The organism is Variovorax sp. V15, assembly GCF_041154425.1.
Classification (GTDB): domain Bacteria; phylum Pseudomonadota; class Gammaproteobacteria; order Burkholderiales; family Burkholderiaceae_C; genus Variovorax; species Variovorax guangxiensis.
In genome coordinates, this window is the sequence record NZ_AP028659.1 from 4,141,339 (window position 1) to 4,161,595 (window position 20,257).

Below are 20,257 nucleotides of genomic sequence, written 5' to 3' on the forward strand. Positions count from 1 at the left end.
TCTGGTTTTTTCTGTGATGGGGTGCTGCTGCTTACTGGAACTGCGAGAGAAAACGCAGGTCGCCGTCGAAGAAGAGGCGCAGGTCGTTCACGCCGTAGCGCAGCATCGTGAGCCGGTCGGGGCCCATGCCAAAGGCGAAGCCGATGTAGCGCTCGGGGTCGAGGCCCATGTTGCGCACCACGTTCGGATGCACCTGGCCCGAGCCCGACACTTCGAGCCAGCGGCCGGCCAGCGGGCCGCTCGCAAACTGGATGTCGATCTCGGCGCTCGGCTCGGTGAACGGGAAGAAGCTCGGGCGAAAGCGCAGCACGAGATCGTCGCGCTCGAAGAAGGTGCGGCAGAAGTCGGTGAAGACGACCTTCAGGTCCTTGAAGCTCACGTTCTCGCCGAGCCACAGGCCTTCGCACTGGTGGAACATGGGCGAGTGGGTGGCGTCGCTGTCCACGCGGTAGGTGCGGCCCGGCGCGATCACGCGGATCTCGGGCGCCTTCACGGTGCCTGTGGTGTCGGCCGCGGCCGCGGCGAACTCTGCGGCGTACTTCTTGATGTGCTGATGCGCATAGCGCACCTGCATCGGGCTGGTGTGCGGGCGCAGGTTGTAGGGGATGCCGTCGTCGCCGTTCAGGTCGACGTAGAAGGTGTCCTGCATCGAACGCGCGGGATGGTTCGGCGGGTTGTTGAGCGAGGTGAAGCTGTGCCAGTCGCTCTCGATCTCGGGGCCGTCGGCCACGTCGAAGCCCATGCTGGAGAAGATTTCCTCGATGCGCTCCAGGGTGCGGCTCACGGGGTGGAGGCCGCCCGAAATGCGGCGGCGGCCGGGCAGGCTCACGTCGAGCGCCTCGGCACGAAGTTGCAGAGAGAGCTCCTCGTCGGCCAGTTGCTGGCGGCGCTCGGTCAGCGCGGCTTCGATGGCTTGCTTGGCGACGTTGATGGCGGCGCCGCGGGACTTCTTCTCTTCGACACTCAGCGCGGCCATGCCCTTCATCAGCTCGGTGATGCGGCCCGACTTGCCGAGGAACTGGGCCTTGGCGTTTTCAAGCTCGGCGGGTGTCTTCGCTTCGGCGAAGGCGGCACGTGCGGTGTCGACCAGGGAGTCCAACTCGTTCATAGCAACAAAAATCTTCGAGGGGAAATAAAAAAGAGCTGGAGCCTTTTCAAGCGCCAGCCCTTGAGCCGTGGGCGCAGGAAGCTGCCCGAAGGCAGCGCCCCGCTGTGCAGAATCAAGCAGCCAGCTTGGCCTTGACCTGCTCCACGATGCCGGCAAAAGCGGCCTTGTCGTGCACGGCGATGTCCGCAAGCATCTTGCGGTCGATCTCGATACCGGCCTTGCGGATGCCGTTGGCGAACTGGCTGTAGGTCAGGCCCAGTTCACGCGAGGCGGCGTTGATACGCGCGATCCACAGCTGACGGAACACGCGCTTCTTGGTACGGCGGTCACGGTAGGCGTATTGGCCTGCCTTCATCACCGCCTGTTTGGCGACGCGGAAGACATTGCCGCGGCGACCGCGGAAACCCTTGGCGAGTGCGAGAACTTTCTTGTGGCGGGCGCGAGCCGTTACACCACGTTTGACGCGAGGCATGTGTGTACTCCTTGTTCGTCTGAGTTAGATGCCACGGCCGGGCAGCATGGCGGCGACAGAAACCATGTTGGTTTCATGCACAGCGACTGCACCACGCAGGTGACGCTTGTTCTTGGTGGTCTTCTTCGTCAGGATGTGACGCTTGAAGGCTTGACCGCGCTTGACGGTGCCACCGGGACGAACGCGGAAACGTTTTTTCGCGCTGCTCTTAGTCTTCATTTTGGGCATGTGAATGCTCCTTTAGTTTGTGCTCGTGAGGCGCCATGGATGCTCCACGGACTTGTTGGCCCCGAGACACTTCTTCATCCCGCCATTGCCCGCATTTCTTTCGAAATGCGGGCAATGACGAAATCCCTTCAAAACCTCCCTACCGCGGCTCCAGCCTTCGGCCCGTCAGGCCGCAGCGGGCGTCGCTGCCGGAGCGGCGCCGGCATCGGCTGCCGGCTTCTGCTGCCCACCGCCGCCGGGCTTCTTGCGGCCCGGCGCGATCATCATGATCATCTGCCGGCCTTCGAGCTTCGGAAACTGCTCGACGATGATCGAGTCGCCCAGCTCGTCGCGGATGCGCTGCAGCAGGGCCAGGCCGAGTTCCTGGTGCGTGATCTCGCGGCCGCGGAAGCGAAGCGTGATCTTGCACTTGTCACCCTCATCAAGAAAGCGCCGGATGTTGCGCATCTTGATGTTGTAGTCGCCATCGTCGGTACCGGGCCGGAACTTGATTTCCTTGACCTCGATGACCTTCTGCTTCGACTTCGCCTCGGCCGCCTTCTTCTGCTCGTGGTACTTGAACTTGCCGTACTCGATCAGGCGGCACACGGGCGGGTTGGCCGCCGCGACGACCTCCACCAGGTCCACGTCCTGCTCACCGGCAAGGCGTAGAGCCTCTGCAAGACTCACGACACCCAATTGCTCGTTATCCGGGCCGATCAGGCGGACTTCCGGGGCCATGATTTCCCGGTTCAGGCGGTGTTGGCGTTCCTCGCGGTGGCGGCGGTCGCGGAATGCAGTAGCGATGGTCAGAATCCTTCAAAATTTGCTACAAAATCTGTAGCGAACGCCGCCCAGCCCTCGCGGACAAGCGGCACGATTTGGCAGGGAAACATGTGGGGTGTTTCGAGGACAAATCAACGCTTGTCGGCAACATCCTGAACGAGCCGCTGCACGAACGATTCGAGGGACATTGCACCGAGGTCTTGATTGCCCCGGGCGCGCACTGCGACGGCACCTGCTTCCTTTTCCTTGTCGCCCACGACAACGATGTAAGGGAGCTTTTGCAACGAATGCTTCCGTATTTTATACGTAATCTTTTCGTTGTGCAGGTCGAGCTGGACCCTAAGCCCTTGATTTTGCAGCGTTTTCGCAACTTCAGCAGCGTAATCCGCCTGCCCTTCGCTGATATTCAGCACCGCAACCTGCACCGGCGCGAGCCATGCGGGCATTGCGCCGGAGTGGTGTTCGATCAGCATGCCGATGAAGCGCTCCAGGCTGCCGACGATGGCGCGATGCAGCATCACGGGGTGCGCGCGACCGCTCGATTCCGTCACGTATTCGCCGCCAAGACGCTCGGCCGTGTTGAAGTCGACCTGCATCGTGCCGCACTGCCACTGGCGGCCGATGGCATCGCGCAGCGTGTATTCGATCTTCGGGCCGTAGAAGGCTCCATCGCCCGGCGCGATGACGAAGTCGACGCCCGACCGGCGCAGCGACTCCATCACCGCATGCTCGGCCTTGTCCCACAGCTCGTCGGAGCCGACGCGGTTCTCCGGACGCGTCGCGACCTTGTAGAGGATGTCCGTGAAGCCGAAGTCGGCGTAGACCTTCTGCAGTTGGGCCGTGTAGGCGATGCATTCGTCGAGGATCTGGTCTTCCGTGCAGAAGATATGGCCGTCGTCCTGCGTGAAGCCGCGCACGCGCATGATGCCGTGCAGCGCGCCGCTGGGCTCGTTGCGGTGGCACTGGCCGAACTCGCCGTAGCGCAGCGGCAGGTCGCGGTAGCTGCGCAGGTCGCTCTTGAAGATGAGCACGTGGCCCGGGCAGTTCATCGGCTTGAGCGCGTACTCGCGCTTTTCCGACTCCGTCGTGAACATGTTGTCGCGGTAGTTCTGCCAGTGGCCCGTTTTGTCCCACAGGCTCTTGTCGAGGATCTGCGGCCCCTTCACTTCCCAGTAGCCCGTGTCGCGGTAGATGGCACGCATGTACTGCTCCACCGCCTGCCAGATCGCCCAGCCCTTCGGATGCCAGAACACCACGCCCGGCGCCACTTCGTCGATGTGGAACAGGTCGAGCTCCTTGCCGAGCCGGCGGTGGTCGCGCTTCTCGGCTTCCTCGATGCGCTGGATGTACTGGTCGAGCTGCTTCTTGTCGACCCAGGCCGTGCCGTAGATGCGCTGCAGCTGCTCGTTCTTGGCGTCGCCGCGCCAGTAGGCACCAGCCAGCTTCGTGAGCTTGAAGACCTTCAGGAAGCGCGTGTTCGGCACGTGCGGGCCGCGGCACATGTCGACGTATTCCTGGTGGTAGTACAGGCCCATGGCCTGCTCGTCGGGCATGTCCTCGACCAGGCGCAGCTTGTAGTCCTCGCCGCGCGACTTGAAGACCTCGATGACCTCGGCGCGCGGCGTCATCTTCTTGATCACGTCGTAGTCCTGCGCGATCAGCTCGCGCATGCGCGCCTCGATGGCGGCCATGTCCTCGGGCGTGAACGGGCGCTCGTAGGCGATGTCGTAGTAGAAGCCCTCGTCGATCACAGGCCCGATCACCATCTTGGCCGTCGGGTAGAGCTGCTTCACCGCGTGGCCGACCAGGTGGGCCGTCGAGTGGCGGATGATCTCCAGGCCCTCTTCGTCCTTGGGCGTGATGATCTGCAGCTTCGCGTCATGGTCGATGACGTCGCTGGCATCGACGAGCCGGCCGTCGACCTTGCCGGCCACCGTCATCTTGGCCAGGCCGGGGCCGATGGACTGGGCGACTTCGGCCACCGAGACCGGGCCAGGGAACTCGCGGCGCGAGTTGTCGGGGAGCGTGATCTGGATCATTTTGGGAAAACCTCGGGGAGAAAAACAAAAAAGCGCGGTGGATGACCGCGCTTTGCTTGGCTGTGTAGCTGGCGAAAACCAGCGAGCGCGGGGCTACCGGCCTTTTCCTTCGGTGAAGAAAAAGCCGCCGAAACCTTGCCGGGTAGTTCGCGGTGTCATAACCAAGGTGCCTTTCTCGCTCTTGTTGGAGTGCAGAGCCGGCAATTCTAGCCGCTGCCCGCTCAGGACGCGGCCGCAGTGTTCTTCAGTCCCAACACTTCGATCGGTTCGATCGACGGCGGCGCGGCAAACAGCTCAGGGGCCTTCGCCATCAGCGCCTGGGCGATCGGACCGGTCAGGTGGGCCTGGCGGGCGGCCTCGTTCTCGAAAGCATCGAACACGCCGAAGGTGGTCGGCGACAGGCGCAGCGCAAACCAGATCGGCGTGGTCTTCTCGTCACGGGCCATCCCAAGGCCGGCCTCCAGGAACTTCTCGACATCGCTTTCCTTGCCAGGCTTGGCTTCGAGGCGGGCGAACAGTGCGTACTTGATCATGGGTCAATCTCCTGAGTGTTGAACGGCGCGCGACATTGCGCGGCGTTGGCATGAACTCTAGGCAGCCGCCGCCTCTGTAGCCATTGGCGTTTTTGACATCTTTGATATCGTTATGGCCATGAAACTCGACATACTCGCCCTGGATGGCGTGTTCGACACCGGCCTGTCCACCGTGCTCGATGTATTCACCACCGCCAACGAACTCACAGCCATGCTGCAGCTCGACGTGGTGCCCTTCGAAGTCGTGGTGACGGGCGTCCGCAAGCGCGTGCGGACCTCGCAGGGCTTCGCCGTGCCGGTCGCCCGCGCGCTCGACGCCGGCGCGGCCGACTGGCTGATCGTTCCCGCGCTGGGCTGCAAGATGCCCGAAACGCTGGAGCCCGCCCTAGCCCGCCCCGACGTGCGCGACGCCTGCGCCGCACTGCGCGAACGCTCGGATCGAGGCGCCAACGTGGCCGCCGCCTGCATCGGCACCTTCGTGCTCGCCGAGTCGGGCGTGCTCGACCGGCACAAGGCGACCACGACCTGGTGGCTCGCCACGCTGTTCCGCCAGCGCTACCCCGGCGTGCAACTGGAAGACTCGCGCATGCTGGTCAGCTCGGGCCATCTGGTCACCGCCGGCGCCGCACTGAGCCATGTCGACCTGGCACTGTGGATCGTTCGCCAGGCCAGCCCCGAGCTCGCCACGCTGGTGGCGCGCTACCTGATCGTCGACTCGCGCCCGTCGCAATCGGCCTACGTGATTTCCGACCATCTCTCGCACTCCGATCCGCTGGTCGAGCGCTTCGAGCGCTGGGCGCGCGGCCGGCTGGCCGAGGGCTTCTCGCTCGACGAGGCGGCCCTGGCCGCGGGAACAAGCAAGCGCACGCTGGCCCGCCGCATGCAGCAGGTGCTGGGCAAGAGCCCGCTCTCGTACGTGCAGGACCTGCGTGTCGAGCGCGCCGTGCACCTGCTCAAGACCAGCGACAAGAGCCTGGAGCAGATCGCCGGCATGGTCGGCTATGCCGACGGCGTCACGCTGCGCACCCTGCTGCGCCAGCGGCTGGGACGCGGCGTGCGCGAAGTGAGGCTCGAGGCCTGATCTCGCTGCAGCGGAAACAAAAAAGCCCGGCACGAGGCCGGGCTGAAAGTGACAGCGAAAACTGTCCGTCGGATCAGTGGAACTGTTCTTCCTCGGTCGAACCCGACAGCGCCTTCACGCTGGACGAACCGCCCTGGATCACGGTGGTCACGTCGTCGAAGTAACCAGCGCCCACTTCCTGCTGGTGCGACACGAAGGTGTAGCCCTTGTCGCGTGCGGCGAACTCGGGTTCCTGGACCATGTTCACGTAGTGCTTCATGCCTTCGCCGCGAGCGTATGCATGGGCGAACTGGAAGGTGTTGAACCAGTTGACATGGATGCCGGCCAGCGTGATGAACTGGTACTTGTAGCCCAGCGCCGACAGGTCTTCCTGGAACGAGGCGATCTGCTTGTCGTCGAGGTTCTTCTTCCAGTTGAAGGAAGGCGAGCAGTTGTACGACAGCAGCTTGCCCGGGCAGGCGGCGTGCACGGCCTGCGCGAATTCGCGGGCGAAGCCGATGTCGGGCACGCCGGTCTCGCACCACACCAGGTCGGCGTAGGGGGCGTAGGCCACGCCGCGGCTGATGGCTTGCTCCAGGCCGTTCTTGACGCGGAAGAAACCTTCCTGCGTACGTTCGCCGGTCAGGAACGGCTTGTCGTTGGCGTCGTGGTCGGACGTGATCAGGTTCGCGGCTTCGGCATCGGTGCGGGCCAGGACGATGGTCGGCACGCCCAGCACGTCTGCTGCAAAGCGCGCGGCGATCAGCTTTTCGCAGGCTTCCTGCGTCGGCACCAGCACCTTGCCGCCCATGTGGCCGCACTTCTTCACGGCGGCCAGCTGGTCTTCGAAGTGCACGCCGGCGGCACCGGCGGTGATCATGTTCTTCATCAGTTCGAAGGCGTTGAGCACGCCGCCGAAGCCGGCTTCCGCGTCGGCCACGATGGGCAGGAAGTAGTCGATGAATTCCTTGTCGCCCGGGTTGATGCCACGGCCCCACTGGATCTCGTCGGCACGACGGAAAGTGTTGTTGATGCGACGGACCATCGTCGGCACCGAGTCGTAGGCGTACAGCGACTGGTCGGGGTACATCGTCTCGGAGGTATTGCCGTCGGCGGCGACCTGCCAGCCCGACAGGTACACAGCCTCGAGGCCGGCCTTGGCCTGCTGCATCGCCTGACCGGCGGAGATCGCGCCGAAGGCGTTCACATAGCCCTTCTTGGCGCCGCCGTTGATCTTGTCCCAGAGCTTCTCGGCACCGCGCTTGGCCAGCGTGTGCTCGATGGGGAACGAACCGCGCAGGCGCACGACGTCGGCCGCGGTGTAGCCGCGCTTGACGCCCTTCCAGCGAGGGTCGGTGGCCCATTCTTTCTCGAGTGCGGCGATCTGCTGTTCGCGGCTCAGTTGTTCTGTGAGGGTCTGGGGCATGGTCACTCCGTGAGGTTGATTGAAGGATTGGCGCTGCGGCCGTGGAGTTACTGTAACTCCGCTGCGGACTCTTATGTCTTATAGAAGACATATTTTTGCACCAATAAAATCAACAACTTACGGATATATTTCTCAATGCAGAATCATTTTTCCCATATCGAGAAAAAATATTGCGGCGCAGCAGGCGCGCATTCCGCAATGCGCAATCAATCTTTCGGTTGTGAAAATGCCGCGTCGCTGCGTGCCGCATGGGCGATCCAGTCGCCGCTTTCGATCACTTCGAGCCCTGCGATGCGCGTCGGGTGGATCTCATAGACCAGGCAATCGAACCACTGCCCGTGCACCTCCACGCGCACCTGCCGCTTGATGTACTCGCCGGAATCGTCGTCCGCCACTTCCTCCAGCACGTCGAGCGCCGCTTCCACCGCGGGCTCGATGGCGTAGACCTCGCCCTTCACCCGCCTTTCGCCACCGAGCACGATGCCCGGATAGGCGCCCAGATCGAGCAGCGTGCCGGCGATGCACGCCTGGCCGATGAACTTCGGCGCGGGCCGGTAGCGCGCGATGTCGTTGCGTCCGCCGCCGCGCAGCGTGCCGTAGACAAAAACGTGGGGCATCATCGAAAGCGCACTCCTTCCTTCACAACAACACGTCGTCCAGTCTATTGAACTCCGCTGCCCCCGCATCAGGCCGCCTCGTGGCCTATGGCTGCCTGGCCCTGAGCATGTCGCTCGTCGGCGGCTACGTCGCCCTCTCCAAACCCCTCGTCGCGGCCTTTCCGGTGCTGCTGCTCGCCTGGCTGCGCTTCGGCATTGCGGCACTGGCCATGCCGCACTGGCTCAAGCGCTCGCCGGACGAACCGCCGATGACCACGCGCACGCGCTGGCTGGTGTTCCTCGAGTCCTTCCTCGGCAACTTCCTGTTCTCGATCTGCATGCTCTTCGGCGTGAGCCTGACGAGCGCGGTATCGGCGGGCGTGATCATGGCGTCGATCCCGGCGTGCGTCGCCGTCGCGAGCTGGCTCTTCCTGCGCGAGCGCATCACGGTGCGCATCGGCCTGGCCATCGCCTGCGCGGCAATCGGCATCGGACTGCTGGCGCTGTCGCCTTCGGCATCGCATGCGCCGGCCTCCACCGCGGCCGCATCTGCGTCGACGTCGATGCCTTGGCTCGGCAATCTGCTCGTCTTCTGCGCGGTGCTCTGCGAGACGGCCTATGCGGTGATCGGCAAGTCGCTCACCGGGCGCCTCGGGCCCAAGCGCATCGCTTCGCTCATCAACCTCTGGGGCTTCGTGCTGTCGATGCCCTTCGGCATCTGGTTCGCGCTGCAGTTCGACTTCACTGCCGTGCGCTTCGGCACCTGGGCACTGCTCGTGGCCTACGCACTGGCCGCGAGCATCTGGACGGTATGGCTCTGGATGACCGGACTTCGCCACGTACCAGCCGCACAAGCGGGTGTTTTCGCCGTGCTGCTGCCTGTGAGCGCGGCCCTCGTAGGCGTGCTCGTGCTCGGCGAAAGCCTCTCTTCCCCACAGCTGGTTGCGTTCGTCGTTGCGCTCATCGGCGTGGTGCTTGCAACGTGGCCTGGGCGCCGAACGTGAAAAACGGGGCTTCTCCCCTCTGAAAAAACAACAACTCCCAATGAAAAAAGCGCTTTTTCCCTTGGAAACGCGTTTTTTCTCATTTAGCATCCGCAGTGCCACTGGAGACGCAAGTTTTTCATTGGTGAGTGTTCAACCAAAAAAGGAAATCAACCATGGCAACTGCAAAGAAGGCTCCGGCCAAGAAAGCTCCGGCAAAGAAGGCCGCTCCTGCAAAGAAGGCGGCTCCGGCGAAGAAGGCCGCTCCGGCCAAGAAGGCGGCTCCTGCGAAGAAGGCCGCTCCGGCGAAGAAGGCTGCTCCTGCCAAGAAGGCCCCCGCGAAGAAGGCAGCTCCCGCCAAGAAGCGCACGCCCAACGCCGCGTTCATGAAGGCACTGACCCCCAGCCCGGCACTGGCCGCCGTCGTCGGCTCCACGCCGCTGCCGCGCACCGCTGTCGTGAGCAAGCTGTGGGACTACATCAAGAAGAACAACCTTCAGGACAAGGCCAACAAGCGCAACATCAACGCCGACGCCAAGCTGAAGGAAATCTTCGGCAAGCCGCAAGTGTCGATGTTCGAACTGGCAGCGCTGATCGGCAAGCACGTCAAGTAAGTCCTCGGGGGCCTCACGCTCCTGAATCAAGAAGCCCGCTTCATGCGGGCTTTTTTTTCGCCTGCGGCATCGCCTTGCCCCCTTCGAAAAAACGCGCCGGCGTGCAGCCGAAGTGCTTGCGGAATGCCTCTATGAAGGCGCTGACGGAGCTGTAACCCACCGTCAGCGCGACCGCGGTGACGCTCTCCTGCAAGCTCAGCAGTTCCACCGCCTTGAGCAGCCGCGCCTGCTGGCGCCACAGCGCGAAGCTCAGTCCCGTCTCGGCAGCGAATCGGCGGGTGAGCGTCCTTCGTGCCATGCCGATGCGATCGGCCCATCGGTCGATGCCGTCCGGCAGCGCCGGGTCGTCGGCCAGGGCTGCAGCCATGGCTGCCAGCCGGCTGTCCTGCGGCATCGGCAGATGAAGGGACGGCCTGTCGCCCGCGGCAAGCTCGTCGATCAGCACGCCCACCAGACGCCCTCGACGGGGCTCCAGCAGGGGCGGGGATGCATCCATGCCCGTCAGCCGATCCACCAGCGCGCGCACCAGCGGCGTCGCCGCGAACACGTGCGGCACGCCCGGCAACGCCTGTGCCGTTGTCGCATCGATGTGCAGGCTCCAGCCCGCAGTGGCGCCGAAGGTCTGCGCCGCATGGGCGCAGCGCGGGGCGATCCAGCCGATCCACCCCGGCGGCTGCACCCATCGGCCCGACGGCGTCTCGATGACCTGCAGGCCCTCTCGCAAGGCGAACAGCTGCCCGGTCTCGTGCGAGTGATAGCCGGTGACGCGCGCCGCCCCGTGGGCGTTGATCCACAGCGTCGCGGGCGCCTGCTCAGCCATGGGTGGCCCGCGGGAGGTATCGATTGGCCCCGCCCCGCAAGCCCGAAGAGGCGGCGCTGCCTAGCATCGAAACCCTCTCGACTACAAACAAGGAACAGCCTCCATGAAAGCCCAGGACGTACTCCCCGACGGCGAAGACTTCACCACCATCAACGGCCGCACGTTGCGCAAAGGATCGGTCGCCGCCTTCCTCGCCAACGCGCGCATCCTCGAAGACGCCGGCACATCCGCCTCCGACAGGCAGGCCGCCGAACAGGATTTCGCCTCGCTGATCCCCACCCTCGACGCACTCGGCCTGTTCGACGTCTTCGAGCTGCGCTCGCCGTTCCTGCGCGAGGAGGTGGCCCGCCATCGCGCCGCGCTCAGCCCTGTGCCTGCTGCTGCTTCGCCGAACGCGTGATCGACGACAGCGTGCCGCGCGTGGTGATGACCTCGGGGTCGAGCGGAATCTCGATCAGCGTGCCGGTGTCGGCCTCCAGCGCGCGCAGCAGGGCCGCCTCGAACTGCGCCGTTTCCGTCACCCGCTCGGCCGCGTAGCCGTAGGCGCGCGCAAGTCCGCAGAAGTCGGGGTTGCGCAGCGCGGTGCCGCTGGTGCGTTCGGGGTACTCGCGCTCCTGGTGCATGCGGATGGTGCCGAACATGCCGTTGTTGAGCAGCACGATGATGCTCTTGCCGCCATGCTGCGAAGCCGTTGCGAGTTCCTGACCCGTCATCAGGAAATCGCCGTCGCCCGCGATGGTGAAGGCCACGCGCCCCGTCGCCAGGTTGGCGGCGATGCCCGCCGGCACGCCGTAGCCCATCGCCCCGCTGGTTGGCGCCAGTTGCGTCTTCGCGCCCTTGGCGAGACCGCTGTAGCGGAAGTAGCGATGTACCCAGCTCGCGAAGTTGCCTGCGCCGTTGGTGATGGCCGCATCCGCGGGCAGGTGCTTCTGCAGCAGCGCGACGACCTGCGCCATGTCGACCGGGCCGCGCGGCGTCTCGGCCGGCATGCCGGCCAGCGCCTGCGGCACGAGGTTGGCTTCGTAGTCGGCATGGGCCTGCAGCGTCCAGTCTTCCCACGGCAGCGTCGGCGGCGCGCTCAGCACTTCCAGGCTGCGCGCGGCCGCGCTCATGCCGGCGTTGATCGCCAGGTCGGCCTGGTAGACGCGGTTGAGCTCTTCGGCGCTCGCGTGGATGTGCACCAGCGTCTGCTTCGCCTTGGGGGCCTCGAGCAGCGTGTAGCCGCTGGTGGTCATCTCGCCCAGGCGCGGGCCGATGGCGAGGATCAGGTCGGCGTCCTTCACGCGCTGCGCCAGCTTCGGGTTGATGGCGATGCCGACGTCGCCCGCGTACTGCGGATGGTGGTTGTCGAAGGTGTCCTGGAAGCGGAAGGCATTCGCCACCGGCAGGCGCCAGTTCTCGGCGAAGCGCTGCAGCGCCTGCGCGGCCTGCGTCGTCCAGCCGCCGCCGCCGGCAATCACCAGCGGACGCTGCGACTTCAGCAGCAGCTCGCGCAGGGTGCGCAGCGCGCCCGGGTCGCTCCATGGCTCCACCGCCTCCACCCGCGCCAGCGGACGCGCGGCGGTCTCGCTGCGCAGCATGTCTTCGGGAAGCACCAGCACCACCGGCCCCGGCCGCCCATTCATGGCGGTGGCGAAGGCGCGCGCGATGTATTCGGGAATGCGGTTCGCGTCGTCGATGCGCTCCACCCGCTTGGCGAAGCCCTTGGTGCTCGGGCCGAAGAAGCTCGCGTAGTCGACCTCCTGGAAGGCCTCGCGGTCGCGGAAGTCGCTGCCGACGTCGCCCACGAACAGCACCATCGGCGTCGAATCCTGGAAGGCGTTGTGCACGCCGATCGATGCGTTGGTCGCGCCCGGCCCGCGGGTCACGAAGCACACGCCCGGCCGCCCGGTGAGCTTGCCGTGCGCCTCGGCCATGAAGGCGGCGCCGCCCTCCTGCCGGTTGACGATGAAGCGCGCGCGGTCGCGGTAGGCGTGGAAGCCGTCGAGCACCGCCAGGAAGCTCTCGCCCGGCACGCCGAATGCGATCTCCATGCCTTGCTCTACCAGGCACTCCACGATCAGGTGGCCTGCGGGTTGTGATGTACTCATGGGAAGTAGGAACCTCAGCTGCAAATGTCTCCGGCAATTATGTGCGCCCGCTCCAGACGCCTTGCGTTAATTCCCCAATTGGTTAAATTCGCGCCATGAAGGCCTCCAAGGACCCCACGCCCGACATCGCCATCGAGGCCATGGAACCCCGCTCACGCGACGCGGACAGGTCGCAGCTGGCCATCCTCGCCTCGGCCCGCGACGAGTTCTCCGCGCGCGGCCTCGCGGGCGCGCGCATGGACAGCATCGCCGAGCGCGCGGGCCTCAACAAGCGCCTCATCTACTACTACTTCGGCAGCAAGGACGACCTCTTCCTTGCCGTGCTGGAGCGCGTCTACGCGGACATCCGCGAGGCGGAACAGCGCCTGCACCTCGAAGAGATCGACCCCGTGGAGGCGATCCGCCAGCTGGTGTCGTTCACGTGGAACTACTACCTCGAGCACCCGGAGTTCATCACGCTGCTCAACAGCGAGAACCTGCATTGCGCGGCGCACCTGAAGCGCTCGGAACGCATCCAGGAGATGAACTCGCCGCTGGTGCAGCTGCTCGACACCGTGCTGGAGCGCGGCCGCCGCGACGACCTGTTCCGCGCGGGCGTGGACCCCGTGCAGCTCTACATCTCCATCGCGTCGCTCTGCTACTTCTACCTCTCGAACAACCACACGCTATCGGCCATCTTCGGTCGCGACCTGCGTGCGCCCAAGGCGATGGCGCAGCGGCTTTCGCACATGACCGACCTGGTTCTCGGCTATGTACTGAAATAGCCCCCAGGCTTCGCGCACTTCGTGCGCTACGCCAACCCCTTCCGGGGGAAACACCAGCGGCCCGGCAAAGCCGGTTCCGCGGTAAGGCTGGGCTCGCCCCCAGGCTCGCGCACTTCGTGTCGCTTCGCCACCCCCTACCGGGGGCAACACCGGTGGCCCGGCAAAGCCGGTTCCACGGTGTTCCCGACCTTGGCCCGTGCCGGTTCCGACGACCGTGCACTGCGCAGTCGCACCTGAAAACCACTGAACCTCCTCCTGCGGGTATTCACTAGGGAGCGCCCGTTGACGCTCCCGCGCGGCCGTTCCTAAAATCAGTAATTCACTCAATGGTGAATTGATCGATTTCAAGAATGCGGCTCGACCGCGCGGAGACATCCATGAAGTTCATTGCCAGCAGTGCCGTACGCACCACCGTCCTTGCCTCGCTGACCTGCATCGCGGCGCTGCTGCCGGGGCTGGCGGCGGCGCAGAACGGTTATCCGAACAAGCCGATCCGCGTGATCGTGCCGTTCGCAGCCGGCAGCACCACCGACATCATTGCCCGCGCGATCACCGACAAGATGAGCGCCAGCATGGGCCAGACGCTGGTGGTCGACAACCGCGGCGGCGCGAGCGGCACCATCGGCCAGCAGGCGGTGGCCACGGCCGCGCCCGACGGCTACACGGTGATGATCCATTCGTCGTCGCACACGGTGAGCCCCTCCACCTTCGCGAAGCTGCCCTTCGACACGGTGCACGACTTCGCGGGCGTCACGCCGATCTCGTCGCTGCCCAACGCGCTGGTGATCTCGCCGGGCAAGAACATCAAGACGCTGCCGCAGCTGCTGGCCGCCGCGCGCGCCAAGCCCGGCAGCATGAACTTCGCCTCCGCCGGCCAGGGCAGCGCCACGCACCTGAACGCCGAGAAGTTCAAGCTGGCCGCGAAGATCGACGCGACCAACATCCCCTTCAAGGGATCGGGCGAGGCCGTGACCGAGGTGCTTTCGGGCCGCGTCGACTATTACTTCTCGCCGATCGCACCGGTCATCGGCCAGATCAAGGAAGGCCAGTTGCTGGCACTGGCCGTGGGTTCGCCCAAGCGCGCGGCCGCCCTGCCCGACGTGCCCACCACCAGCGAAGCCGGCGTGCCTGGCTCGGAGTTCAACTTCTGGATCGGAATGATGGCGCCGGCCAAGACGCCGCGCGACATCGTCGAGCGCCTAAACGCCGAGGTGGCGAAGGCACTGGCCACGCCCGAGGTGAAGGAGCGCTTCGCCAAGCTGGGCGCCGACGCCTGGACGCTCAAGCCCGAGCAGTTCGACGCCTACATCAAGGAAGAAATCGCGAGCAACGCCCAGCTCGTGAAAGCGGCCGGCCTCTCGGTCCAACAGTAAGCAACGCCAGCACGCTCCCCTCGCTCTTCCGAAAGCCCCGGCTCCCGCCATGTTCCGCAAGCTCCTGCTCTCCCCGGCCCTGCGCCCCTTCCTCCTGATCCTGTTGCTGCTGGTGCTGTGGGACCTGGCGATCCGCCTGTTCAGGATTCCGGCCTACCTGATTCCCCCGCCGTGGGAGGTGGTGAAGCAGCTCGTCGCCGAATGGCCGCGCCTGCTCGCCGAGAGCTGGAAGACCACGCTCGCCACGCTCGGCGGCTTCGGGCTGACGATCCTCATCGGCATTCCGATCGCGATGGTCATCGCCTACTCGCGCGTCGTCGAGTCGTATGTGTACCCGCTGCTGGTGTTCTCGCAGAGCATTCCCAAGGTGGCGATCGCGCCCCTCTTCGTGGTGTGGTTCGGCTTCGGCATCTTCCCGAAGGTCATCAGCGCCTTCCTGCTGGGCTTCTTCCCGGTAGTGGTGTCCACGGTCATGGGTTTCAAGTCGGTCGAGCCCGACATGCTCGACCTCTCGCGCTCCATGGGCGCGAGCCGCCTGCAGACCTTCTTCAAGATCAGCCTGCCGCAGGCCTTGCCGCAGATCTTCAGCGGCCTGAAGGTGTCGGTCACGCTGGCGGTGGTGGGCGCGGTGGTCGGCGAGTTCGTCGGCTCCAACTCGGGCATCGGCTACGTGCTGCAGGTGGCCAACGGCAACTTCGACCTGCCGCTGATGTTCGCGGCGCTGGTGGTGCTGTCGAGCATCGGCGTCATTCTTTTCGTAGCCGTCGATCTGGTCGAGCGCGTGATGATTCCCTGGCACGCCTCGCAGCGCCACGTGCACTGATTTCACCGAGTTCCTTCGCAAAGCCAACAACTCCCGGAGACAACACCATGAAGAAACTGCTTCCCACGCTGCTCGCCGCGGCCGCGCTCGCCACCTTCGCCATCGCACCTGCCCATGCGCAAGGCGACAAGCCCAAGGACAAGGTCACGCTGATGCTCAACTGGTATCTGTACAGCGAGCACGCGCCCTTCTTCCTCGGCAAGGAAAAGGGCTTCTACGCAGAGGAAGGCATCGACCTCGACATCCAGGAAGGCCGCGGCTCCGCCGTCACCGCGCAGGCGGTGGCCGCCAAGTCGGCGACCTTCGGCTACATCGACGTCACGACCATGATCAAGGCCGCCGCCAAGGGCGCGCCGCTGAAGTCGACTGGCGTGCTGTTCCAGGTGAGCCCGATGTCGGTGATGGGCTTCACCGAGAAGAACATCAAGACGCCGAAGGACATCGTCGGCAAGACCGTGGCGGTGACGCCTGGCGACTCGATGTCGCAGATGTGGCCGCTCTTCCTGAAGGTCAACGACATCAAGCCCGACCAGATCAAGACCGTCTCGGGCGACGCGCAGACCAAGCTCAATGCCGTGACCAACGGCCAGGCCGACCTGCTGCTGGGCTACGTGATGGACCAGGCCATCAAGCTGCAGGACGCCACCGGCAAGCCGGTGACGCCGATCCGCTTTGCCGACTCGGGCGTGAACCAGATCAGCTCCGGGATCATCGCCAACAAGAACCTGCTGACCGAGAACCCCGACCTGGTGAAGCGCTTCATGCGCGCTTCCACCAAGGCCGCCGAAGCCGCCGAGAAGAGCCCCGAGGCCGCGGTCGACGCGATGCTCAAGGCCAACCCCAAGGCCGGCGTGCGCGACACGCTCATCGTGGGCATGAAGCAGAGCGTGGCGCTCTACCACACGAAGGAAACCGCCAACCAGCGCCCCTTCCGCGTGCAGATGAAGAACGTGAACGACTCGCTCGACCTGCTGGTGCAGTACGGCGGCATGGATGCCTCCACGCGCGGCAAGCCCGAGGACTACGTGACCCTCGACTTCCTCCCCTGACCTTTCTTCATTGCTGAACCCGCGCGCTTTCCGCAGCAGCCATCTCCCACGCATTCCATGTCCCAAGTCAACCTGATCGAAGCGCGCGGCGTCTCGAAGATCTACCAAAGCAAGGACGGCCCCGTCGAGTCGCTCAAGCCGCTCGACTTCGCCATCAAGGAAGGCGAGTTCGTCTCCGTCGTCGGTCCGTCGGGCTGCGGCAAGAGCACGCTGCTGAAGATGGTGGCGGGCCTGTTGCCTATCAGCGGCGGCAGCCTCACGCTGGCCGGCAAGCCGATCAAGGGCGCGCAGAAGGACGTGGGCATCGTGTTCCAGAGCGCGGTGCTGCTGCCCTGGCGCAGCGTGGAGGACAACATCCTGCTGCAGGCCGAGATGCGCCACATGCCCATGGACGCTGCCAGGGCACGCGCCCGCGAGCTGATGGAGATGGCCGGCCTCAAGGGCTTCGAGGGCAAGTACCCGTGGCAGCTCTCGGGCGGCATGCAGCAGCGCGCATCGATCTGCCGCGCCCTGCTGCACGACCCTTCGGTGCTGCTGATGGACGAGCCCTTCGGCGCGCTCGACGCGATGACGCGCGAGAAGATGAACCTGGAGCTGCAGCGCATCTGGATGACGTCGAAGAAGACGGTGATGCTCATCACCCACAGCATTCCCGAGGCCATCTTCCTGTCGGACCGCGTGATGGTGATGAGCGAGCGCCCCGGCTCCATCGCCGCCGTCTACGACATCGACCTGCCGCGCCCGCGCACGCTGGACGTCATGTCCTCGCCCGAGTTCGGCGCCTACACCAAGCTGGTGCGCGCGCATTTCTACTCGCAGGGCATCCTGGACCACTGAAGAGCGAGAGCCGGCCATGGACGCGATCCGCTTTCACGTCGAGGAGATCCGCTTCGCCGAGCGCAACGTGGCGCTGCGGCTGCCGTTCCGCTTCGGCGCCGCCACCGTCACGGCCTGCCCGCAGGTCTACGTGAAGGCGCGCGTGCGCTTTGCCGACGGCCGCACGGCCGAGGGCTGTGCGGCGGAGATGATGATTCCGAAGTGGTTCGACAAGAACCCGGCCCTGAACAACGAGCAGAACTTCGAGCAGCTGCGCTTCGCGCTGCGCGACGCCCGCGAGGCCTACACCGCCGAGCCCGATGCGCAGACCGCCTGGACGCATTTCGCCTCCAACTACGCCGCGCTGCAGTCGCGCGCCAGGGCCAAGGGCCTGCAGCCGCTGGTGGCCAGCTACGGCCCTGCGTTGATCGACCGCGCCCTGCTCGATGCGCTGTGCCTGCACAGCGGCGCCAGCTTCGCGGCGGCGATGAGCGGCAACCTCTGCGGCATCGACATCGCCGGCAGCGGCCTGGCCGACGACCTCGCGGGCTTCGACATGCCGGCCTTCCTCGCGAAGCAGTCGCCGCGTAGCCGCATCGCCGCCCGCCACACAGTCGGGCTGGCGGACGCCATCGACGAGTACGACGTCTCGCCCGATGCACCCACCGACGGCCTGCCCACGACGCTGCAGGCCGCCGTGCAGCGCTACGGCCACACCCACTTCAAGCTCAAGCTGTGCGGCAACACCGCACAGGACATCGACCGGCTCCAGCGCATCGCCCGCGTGATCGACGGCCAGGCCCAGCTCGTCACGCTCGACGGCAACGAGCAGTACGCGGACGCCGACGACTTCGCCACTTTTCTCGACCGCATGCTCTCCACGCCCACGCTGTGGAAGCTCGCGCAGAAGACGGTGTTCGTCGAGCAGCCGATCCGCCGCGACGCGGCGCTGCAGCGCGACGTGTCGGCGCTGGGCAAGCGCATTCCGCTGCTCATCGACGAATCGGACGCCACGCTCGACGCCTTCGTGCAGGCCCGCGCGCTGGGCTACACCGGCGTGTCGAGCAAGAGCTGCAAGGGCTTCTACAAGTCGGTGATCAACGCCGCGCGCTGCGCGCAGTGGAATGCCGCGTCTGAGAAGCCGCGCTACTTCCTCTCGGGCGAAGACCTGACCATGCAGGCCGGCATCGGCGTGCAGCAAGACCTGGCACTCGTCTCCTGGCTCGGCCTCTCGCATGTCGAGCGCAACGGCCACCACTACGTCAACGGCCTCGCAGCGGCGCCCGAGGCCGAGCAGCAGGCTTTGCTGCGCGCCCACCCGGGCCTCTACGAAACCAGCGACGGCGCAGTGCGCCTCGCCATCCGCGAAGGGCAGCTCGACCTGTCCTCGCTCAACGCCGCGCCCGGCTTCGCCACCGGCAAGCCAGGCGCCGGCATCTCGTGGGACGCGATGCGTTCCGTCTACTGAACCGAAGCGCGCGTCCAGCCCGCACAAATCTCTCGCACCCCAAGGAAGAAAACGATGGCCACCCAACGTCTAGGAATCATCATGCACGGCGTCACCGGTCGCATGGGCATGAACCAGCACCTGATCCGCTCGATCTGCGCCATCCGCGCCCAGGGCGGCGTCACGCTGTCGAACGGCGACAAGGTCATGCCCGACCCGATCCTCATCGGCCGCAATGCCGAGAAGATGGAAGCGCTGGCCAAGGCGCACAACATCCCGCGCTGGGGCACCGACCTCGACAAGGCGCTGGAGAACAAGGACGACACCATCTTCTTCGACGCCGGCACCACGCAGATGCGCCCCGCCCTGCTGGCCAAGGCCATCCGCGCCGGCAAGCACGTCTACTGCGAGAAGCCCATTGCCACCAACCTCAACGAGGCCGTCGAGATCGCCCGCCTGGCCGAGGAAGCCTCGAAGGCCAAGGGCCTGAAGCACGGCGCCGTGCAGGACAAGCTCTTCCTGCCCGGCCTGCGCAAGCTCGACATGCTGCGCCGCGCCGGCTTCTTCGGCCGCATGCTCAGCGTGCGCCTGGAGTTCGGCTACTGGGTGTTCGAGGGCGACCTGCAGCCCATCCAACGCCCGAGCTGGAACTACCGCAAGGAAGACGGCGGCGGGATGATCCTGGACATGATGTGCCACTGGCGCTACGTGCTGGACAACCTGTTCGGCGAGGTGAAGTCGGTGAGCTGCCTGGGCACCACCCACATCCCGACGCGCTGGGACGAGGCCGGCAAGCCCTACGAGGCCACCGCCGACACGCGGCCTACGCCACCTGCGAACTCACCGGCCACAACGGCGAGCCCGTCATCGCGCAGATCAACATGAGCTGGGTCACGCGCGTGCGCCGCGACGACCTCGTGACCTTCCACGTCGACGGCACCGACGGCTCGGCCGTGGCCGGCCTGTCGAGCTGCCGCGCCCAGTCGCGCGTGGCCACGCCCCGCCCGGTGTGGAACCCCGACGAGAAGCAGACCATGAACTTCTTCGACCAGTGGCAGGAGATTCCGGACTCGCAGTTCTACGACAACGGCTTCAAGATCCAGTGGGAACACTTCATCCGCCACGTGGTGGAAGACGCGCCCTACAAGTGGACGCTGCCCGAAGGCGCCAAGGGTGTGCAGCTGGTCGAGGCCGCGCTCGAGTCGTGGAAAGACCGCCGCTGGGTCGACGTGCCCGCGCTGAAGGTCTGAC

The 20,257-nt window shown here is 65.5% G+C and carries 20 protein-coding genes and 1 pseudogene; 11 read left to right on the forward strand and 10 right to left on the reverse strand.

All coding sequences use genetic code 11. The features are described 5' to 3' along the window. Window positions 1–31 precede the first annotated feature (31 nt). The 6 genes from pheS to ACAM57_RS19715 all read right to left on the reverse strand — a co-directional run bounded on the left by pheS (window position 32) and on the right by ACAM57_RS19715 (window position 5,145). Window positions 32–1,108 (reverse strand): phenylalanine--tRNA ligase subunit alpha, encoded by a 1,077-nt coding sequence (pheS, locus tag ACAM57_RS19690; protein WP_369658593.1) that lies wholly within the window; start codon window positions 1,106–1,108, stop codon window positions 32–34. Between the two features lie 112 nt (window positions 1,109–1,220). Beyond that, window positions 1,221–1,580 carry a 50S ribosomal protein L20 gene (gene rplT, locus ACAM57_RS19695; protein ID WP_007832499.1) on the reverse strand — a complete coding sequence of 120 codons (360 nt, stop codon included), beginning with the start codon at window positions 1,578–1,580 and terminating at the stop codon, window positions 1,221–1,223. Window positions 1,581–1,604: 24 nt separating this feature from the next. Beyond that, window positions 1,605–1,808: a 50S ribosomal protein L35 gene (gene rpmI, locus ACAM57_RS19700; protein WP_007832497.1), complete on the reverse strand. Its 204-nt coding sequence runs from the start codon at window positions 1,806–1,808 to the stop codon at window positions 1,605–1,607. 165 nt (window positions 1,809–1,973) lie between these two features. Continuing rightward, entirely contained in the window at window positions 1,974–2,603 is a 630-nt protein-coding gene (infC, locus tag ACAM57_RS19705) for a translation initiation factor IF-3 (RefSeq protein WP_126018435.1), read from the reverse strand. A 101-nt stretch (window positions 2,604–2,704) separates the two neighbouring features. Beyond that, window positions 2,705–4,612 carry a threonine--tRNA ligase gene (gene thrS / locus ACAM57_RS19710; protein WP_369658594.1) on the reverse strand — a complete coding sequence of 636 codons (1,908 nt, stop codon included), beginning with the start codon at window positions 4,610–4,612 and terminating at the stop codon, window positions 2,705–2,707. A 221-nt stretch (window positions 4,613–4,833) separates the two neighbouring features. Further along, window positions 4,834–5,145 (reverse strand): putative quinol monooxygenase, encoded by a 312-nt coding sequence (locus tag ACAM57_RS19715; RefSeq protein WP_369658595.1) that lies wholly within the window; start codon window positions 5,143–5,145, stop codon window positions 4,834–4,836. 118 nt (window positions 5,146–5,263) lie between these two features. On the opposite strand from ACAM57_RS19715, the gene ACAM57_RS19720 reads away from it, so the two are divergent. Beyond that, window positions 5,264–6,226 carry a GlxA family transcriptional regulator gene (locus tag ACAM57_RS19720; RefSeq protein WP_369658596.1) on the forward strand — a complete coding sequence of 321 codons (963 nt, stop codon included), beginning with the start codon at window positions 5,264–5,266 and terminating at the stop codon, window positions 6,224–6,226. Window positions 6,227–6,299: 73 nt separating this feature from the next. Here ACAM57_RS19720 and aceA read toward each other — a convergent pair whose 3' ends face one another. Further along, window positions 6,300–7,631, reverse strand: coding sequence for an isocitrate lyase (aceA, locus tag ACAM57_RS19725; RefSeq protein ID WP_369658597.1), 1,332 nt, complete (start codon window positions 7,629–7,631; stop codon window positions 6,300–6,302). Between the two features lie 206 nt (window positions 7,632–7,837). Further along, window positions 7,838–8,251: a gamma-glutamylcyclotransferase gene (locus ACAM57_RS19730; RefSeq protein ID WP_369658598.1), complete on the reverse strand. Its 414-nt coding sequence runs from the start codon at window positions 8,249–8,251 to the stop codon at window positions 7,838–7,840. A 44-nt stretch (window positions 8,252–8,295) separates the two neighbouring features. Between ACAM57_RS19730 and ACAM57_RS19735 the strand changes: the two genes are divergently transcribed. Together ACAM57_RS19735 and ACAM57_RS19740 are read left to right on the forward strand one after the other, a co-directional pair. Beyond that, entirely contained in the window at window positions 8,296–9,231 is a 936-nt protein-coding gene (locus ACAM57_RS19735) for a DMT family transporter (protein WP_184641891.1), read from the forward strand. Between the two features lie 155 nt (window positions 9,232–9,386). Beyond that, window positions 9,387–9,824 (forward strand): SWIB/MDM2 domain-containing protein, encoded by a 438-nt coding sequence (locus tag ACAM57_RS19740; protein WP_126018423.1) that lies wholly within the window; start codon window positions 9,387–9,389, stop codon window positions 9,822–9,824. Between the two features lie 40 nt (window positions 9,825–9,864). Here the strand turns inward: ACAM57_RS19740 and ACAM57_RS19745 are convergent, their stop codons facing one another. Beyond that, window positions 9,865–10,644, reverse strand: coding sequence for a helix-turn-helix domain-containing protein (locus ACAM57_RS19745; RefSeq protein ID WP_369658599.1), 780 nt, complete (start codon window positions 10,642–10,644; stop codon window positions 9,865–9,867). Between the two features lie 103 nt (window positions 10,645–10,747). Here ACAM57_RS19745 and ACAM57_RS19750 point away from each other — a divergent pair, with 103 nt between their 5' ends. Continuing rightward, entirely contained in the window at window positions 10,748–11,044 is a 297-nt protein-coding gene (locus ACAM57_RS19750; RefSeq protein WP_369658600.1) for a hypothetical protein, read from the forward strand. On the opposite strand, the gene ACAM57_RS19755 is transcribed toward ACAM57_RS19750, so the two are convergent. Then, window positions 11,007–12,734 carry a thiamine pyrophosphate-binding protein gene (locus ACAM57_RS19755; protein ID WP_369658601.1) on the reverse strand — a complete coding sequence of 576 codons (1,728 nt, stop codon included), beginning with the start codon at window positions 12,732–12,734 and terminating at the stop codon, window positions 11,007–11,009. The two genes, ACAM57_RS19750 and ACAM57_RS19755, sit on opposite strands and share 38 nt — an antisense overlap. Before the next feature lie 95 nt (window positions 12,735–12,829). On the opposite strand from ACAM57_RS19755, the gene ACAM57_RS19760 reads away from it, so the two are divergent. The 7 genes and pseudogenes from ACAM57_RS19760 to ACAM57_RS19790 all read left to right on the forward strand — a co-directional run bounded on the left by ACAM57_RS19760 (window position 12,830) and on the right by ACAM57_RS19790 (window position 20,256). Continuing rightward, on the forward strand, window positions 12,830–13,498 hold the full coding sequence (locus ACAM57_RS19760; RefSeq protein WP_184641887.1) for a TetR/AcrR family transcriptional regulator: 669 nt from the start codon (window positions 12,830–12,832) through the stop codon (window positions 13,496–13,498). Between the two features lie 377 nt (window positions 13,499–13,875). Continuing rightward, entirely contained in the window at window positions 13,876–14,871 is a 996-nt protein-coding gene (locus ACAM57_RS19765; protein WP_184641886.1) for a tripartite tricarboxylate transporter substrate binding protein, read from the forward strand. A gap of 49 nt (window positions 14,872–14,920) precedes the next feature. Then, on the forward strand, window positions 14,921–15,694 hold the full coding sequence (locus ACAM57_RS19770; protein ID WP_369658602.1) for an ABC transporter permease: 774 nt from the start codon (window positions 14,921–14,923) through the stop codon (window positions 15,692–15,694). 47 nt (window positions 15,695–15,741) lie between these two features. Beyond that, window positions 15,742–16,743, forward strand: coding sequence for an ABC transporter substrate-binding protein (locus ACAM57_RS19775; RefSeq protein WP_369658603.1), 1,002 nt, complete (start codon window positions 15,742–15,744; stop codon window positions 16,741–16,743). Window positions 16,744–16,800: 57 nt separating this feature from the next. After that, window positions 16,801–17,580, forward strand: coding sequence for an ABC transporter ATP-binding protein (locus ACAM57_RS19780; RefSeq protein ID WP_369658604.1), 780 nt, complete (start codon window positions 16,801–16,803; stop codon window positions 17,578–17,580). Between the two features lie 16 nt (window positions 17,581–17,596). Beyond that, window positions 17,597–19,027, forward strand: coding sequence for an enolase C-terminal domain-like protein (locus ACAM57_RS19785; RefSeq protein WP_369658605.1), 1,431 nt, complete (start codon window positions 17,597–17,599; stop codon window positions 19,025–19,027). A 54-nt stretch (window positions 19,028–19,081) separates the two neighbouring features. Next, window positions 19,082–20,256: pseudogene (locus ACAM57_RS19790) on the forward strand (Gfo/Idh/MocA family protein). Window position 20,257 lies beyond the last annotated feature (1 nt).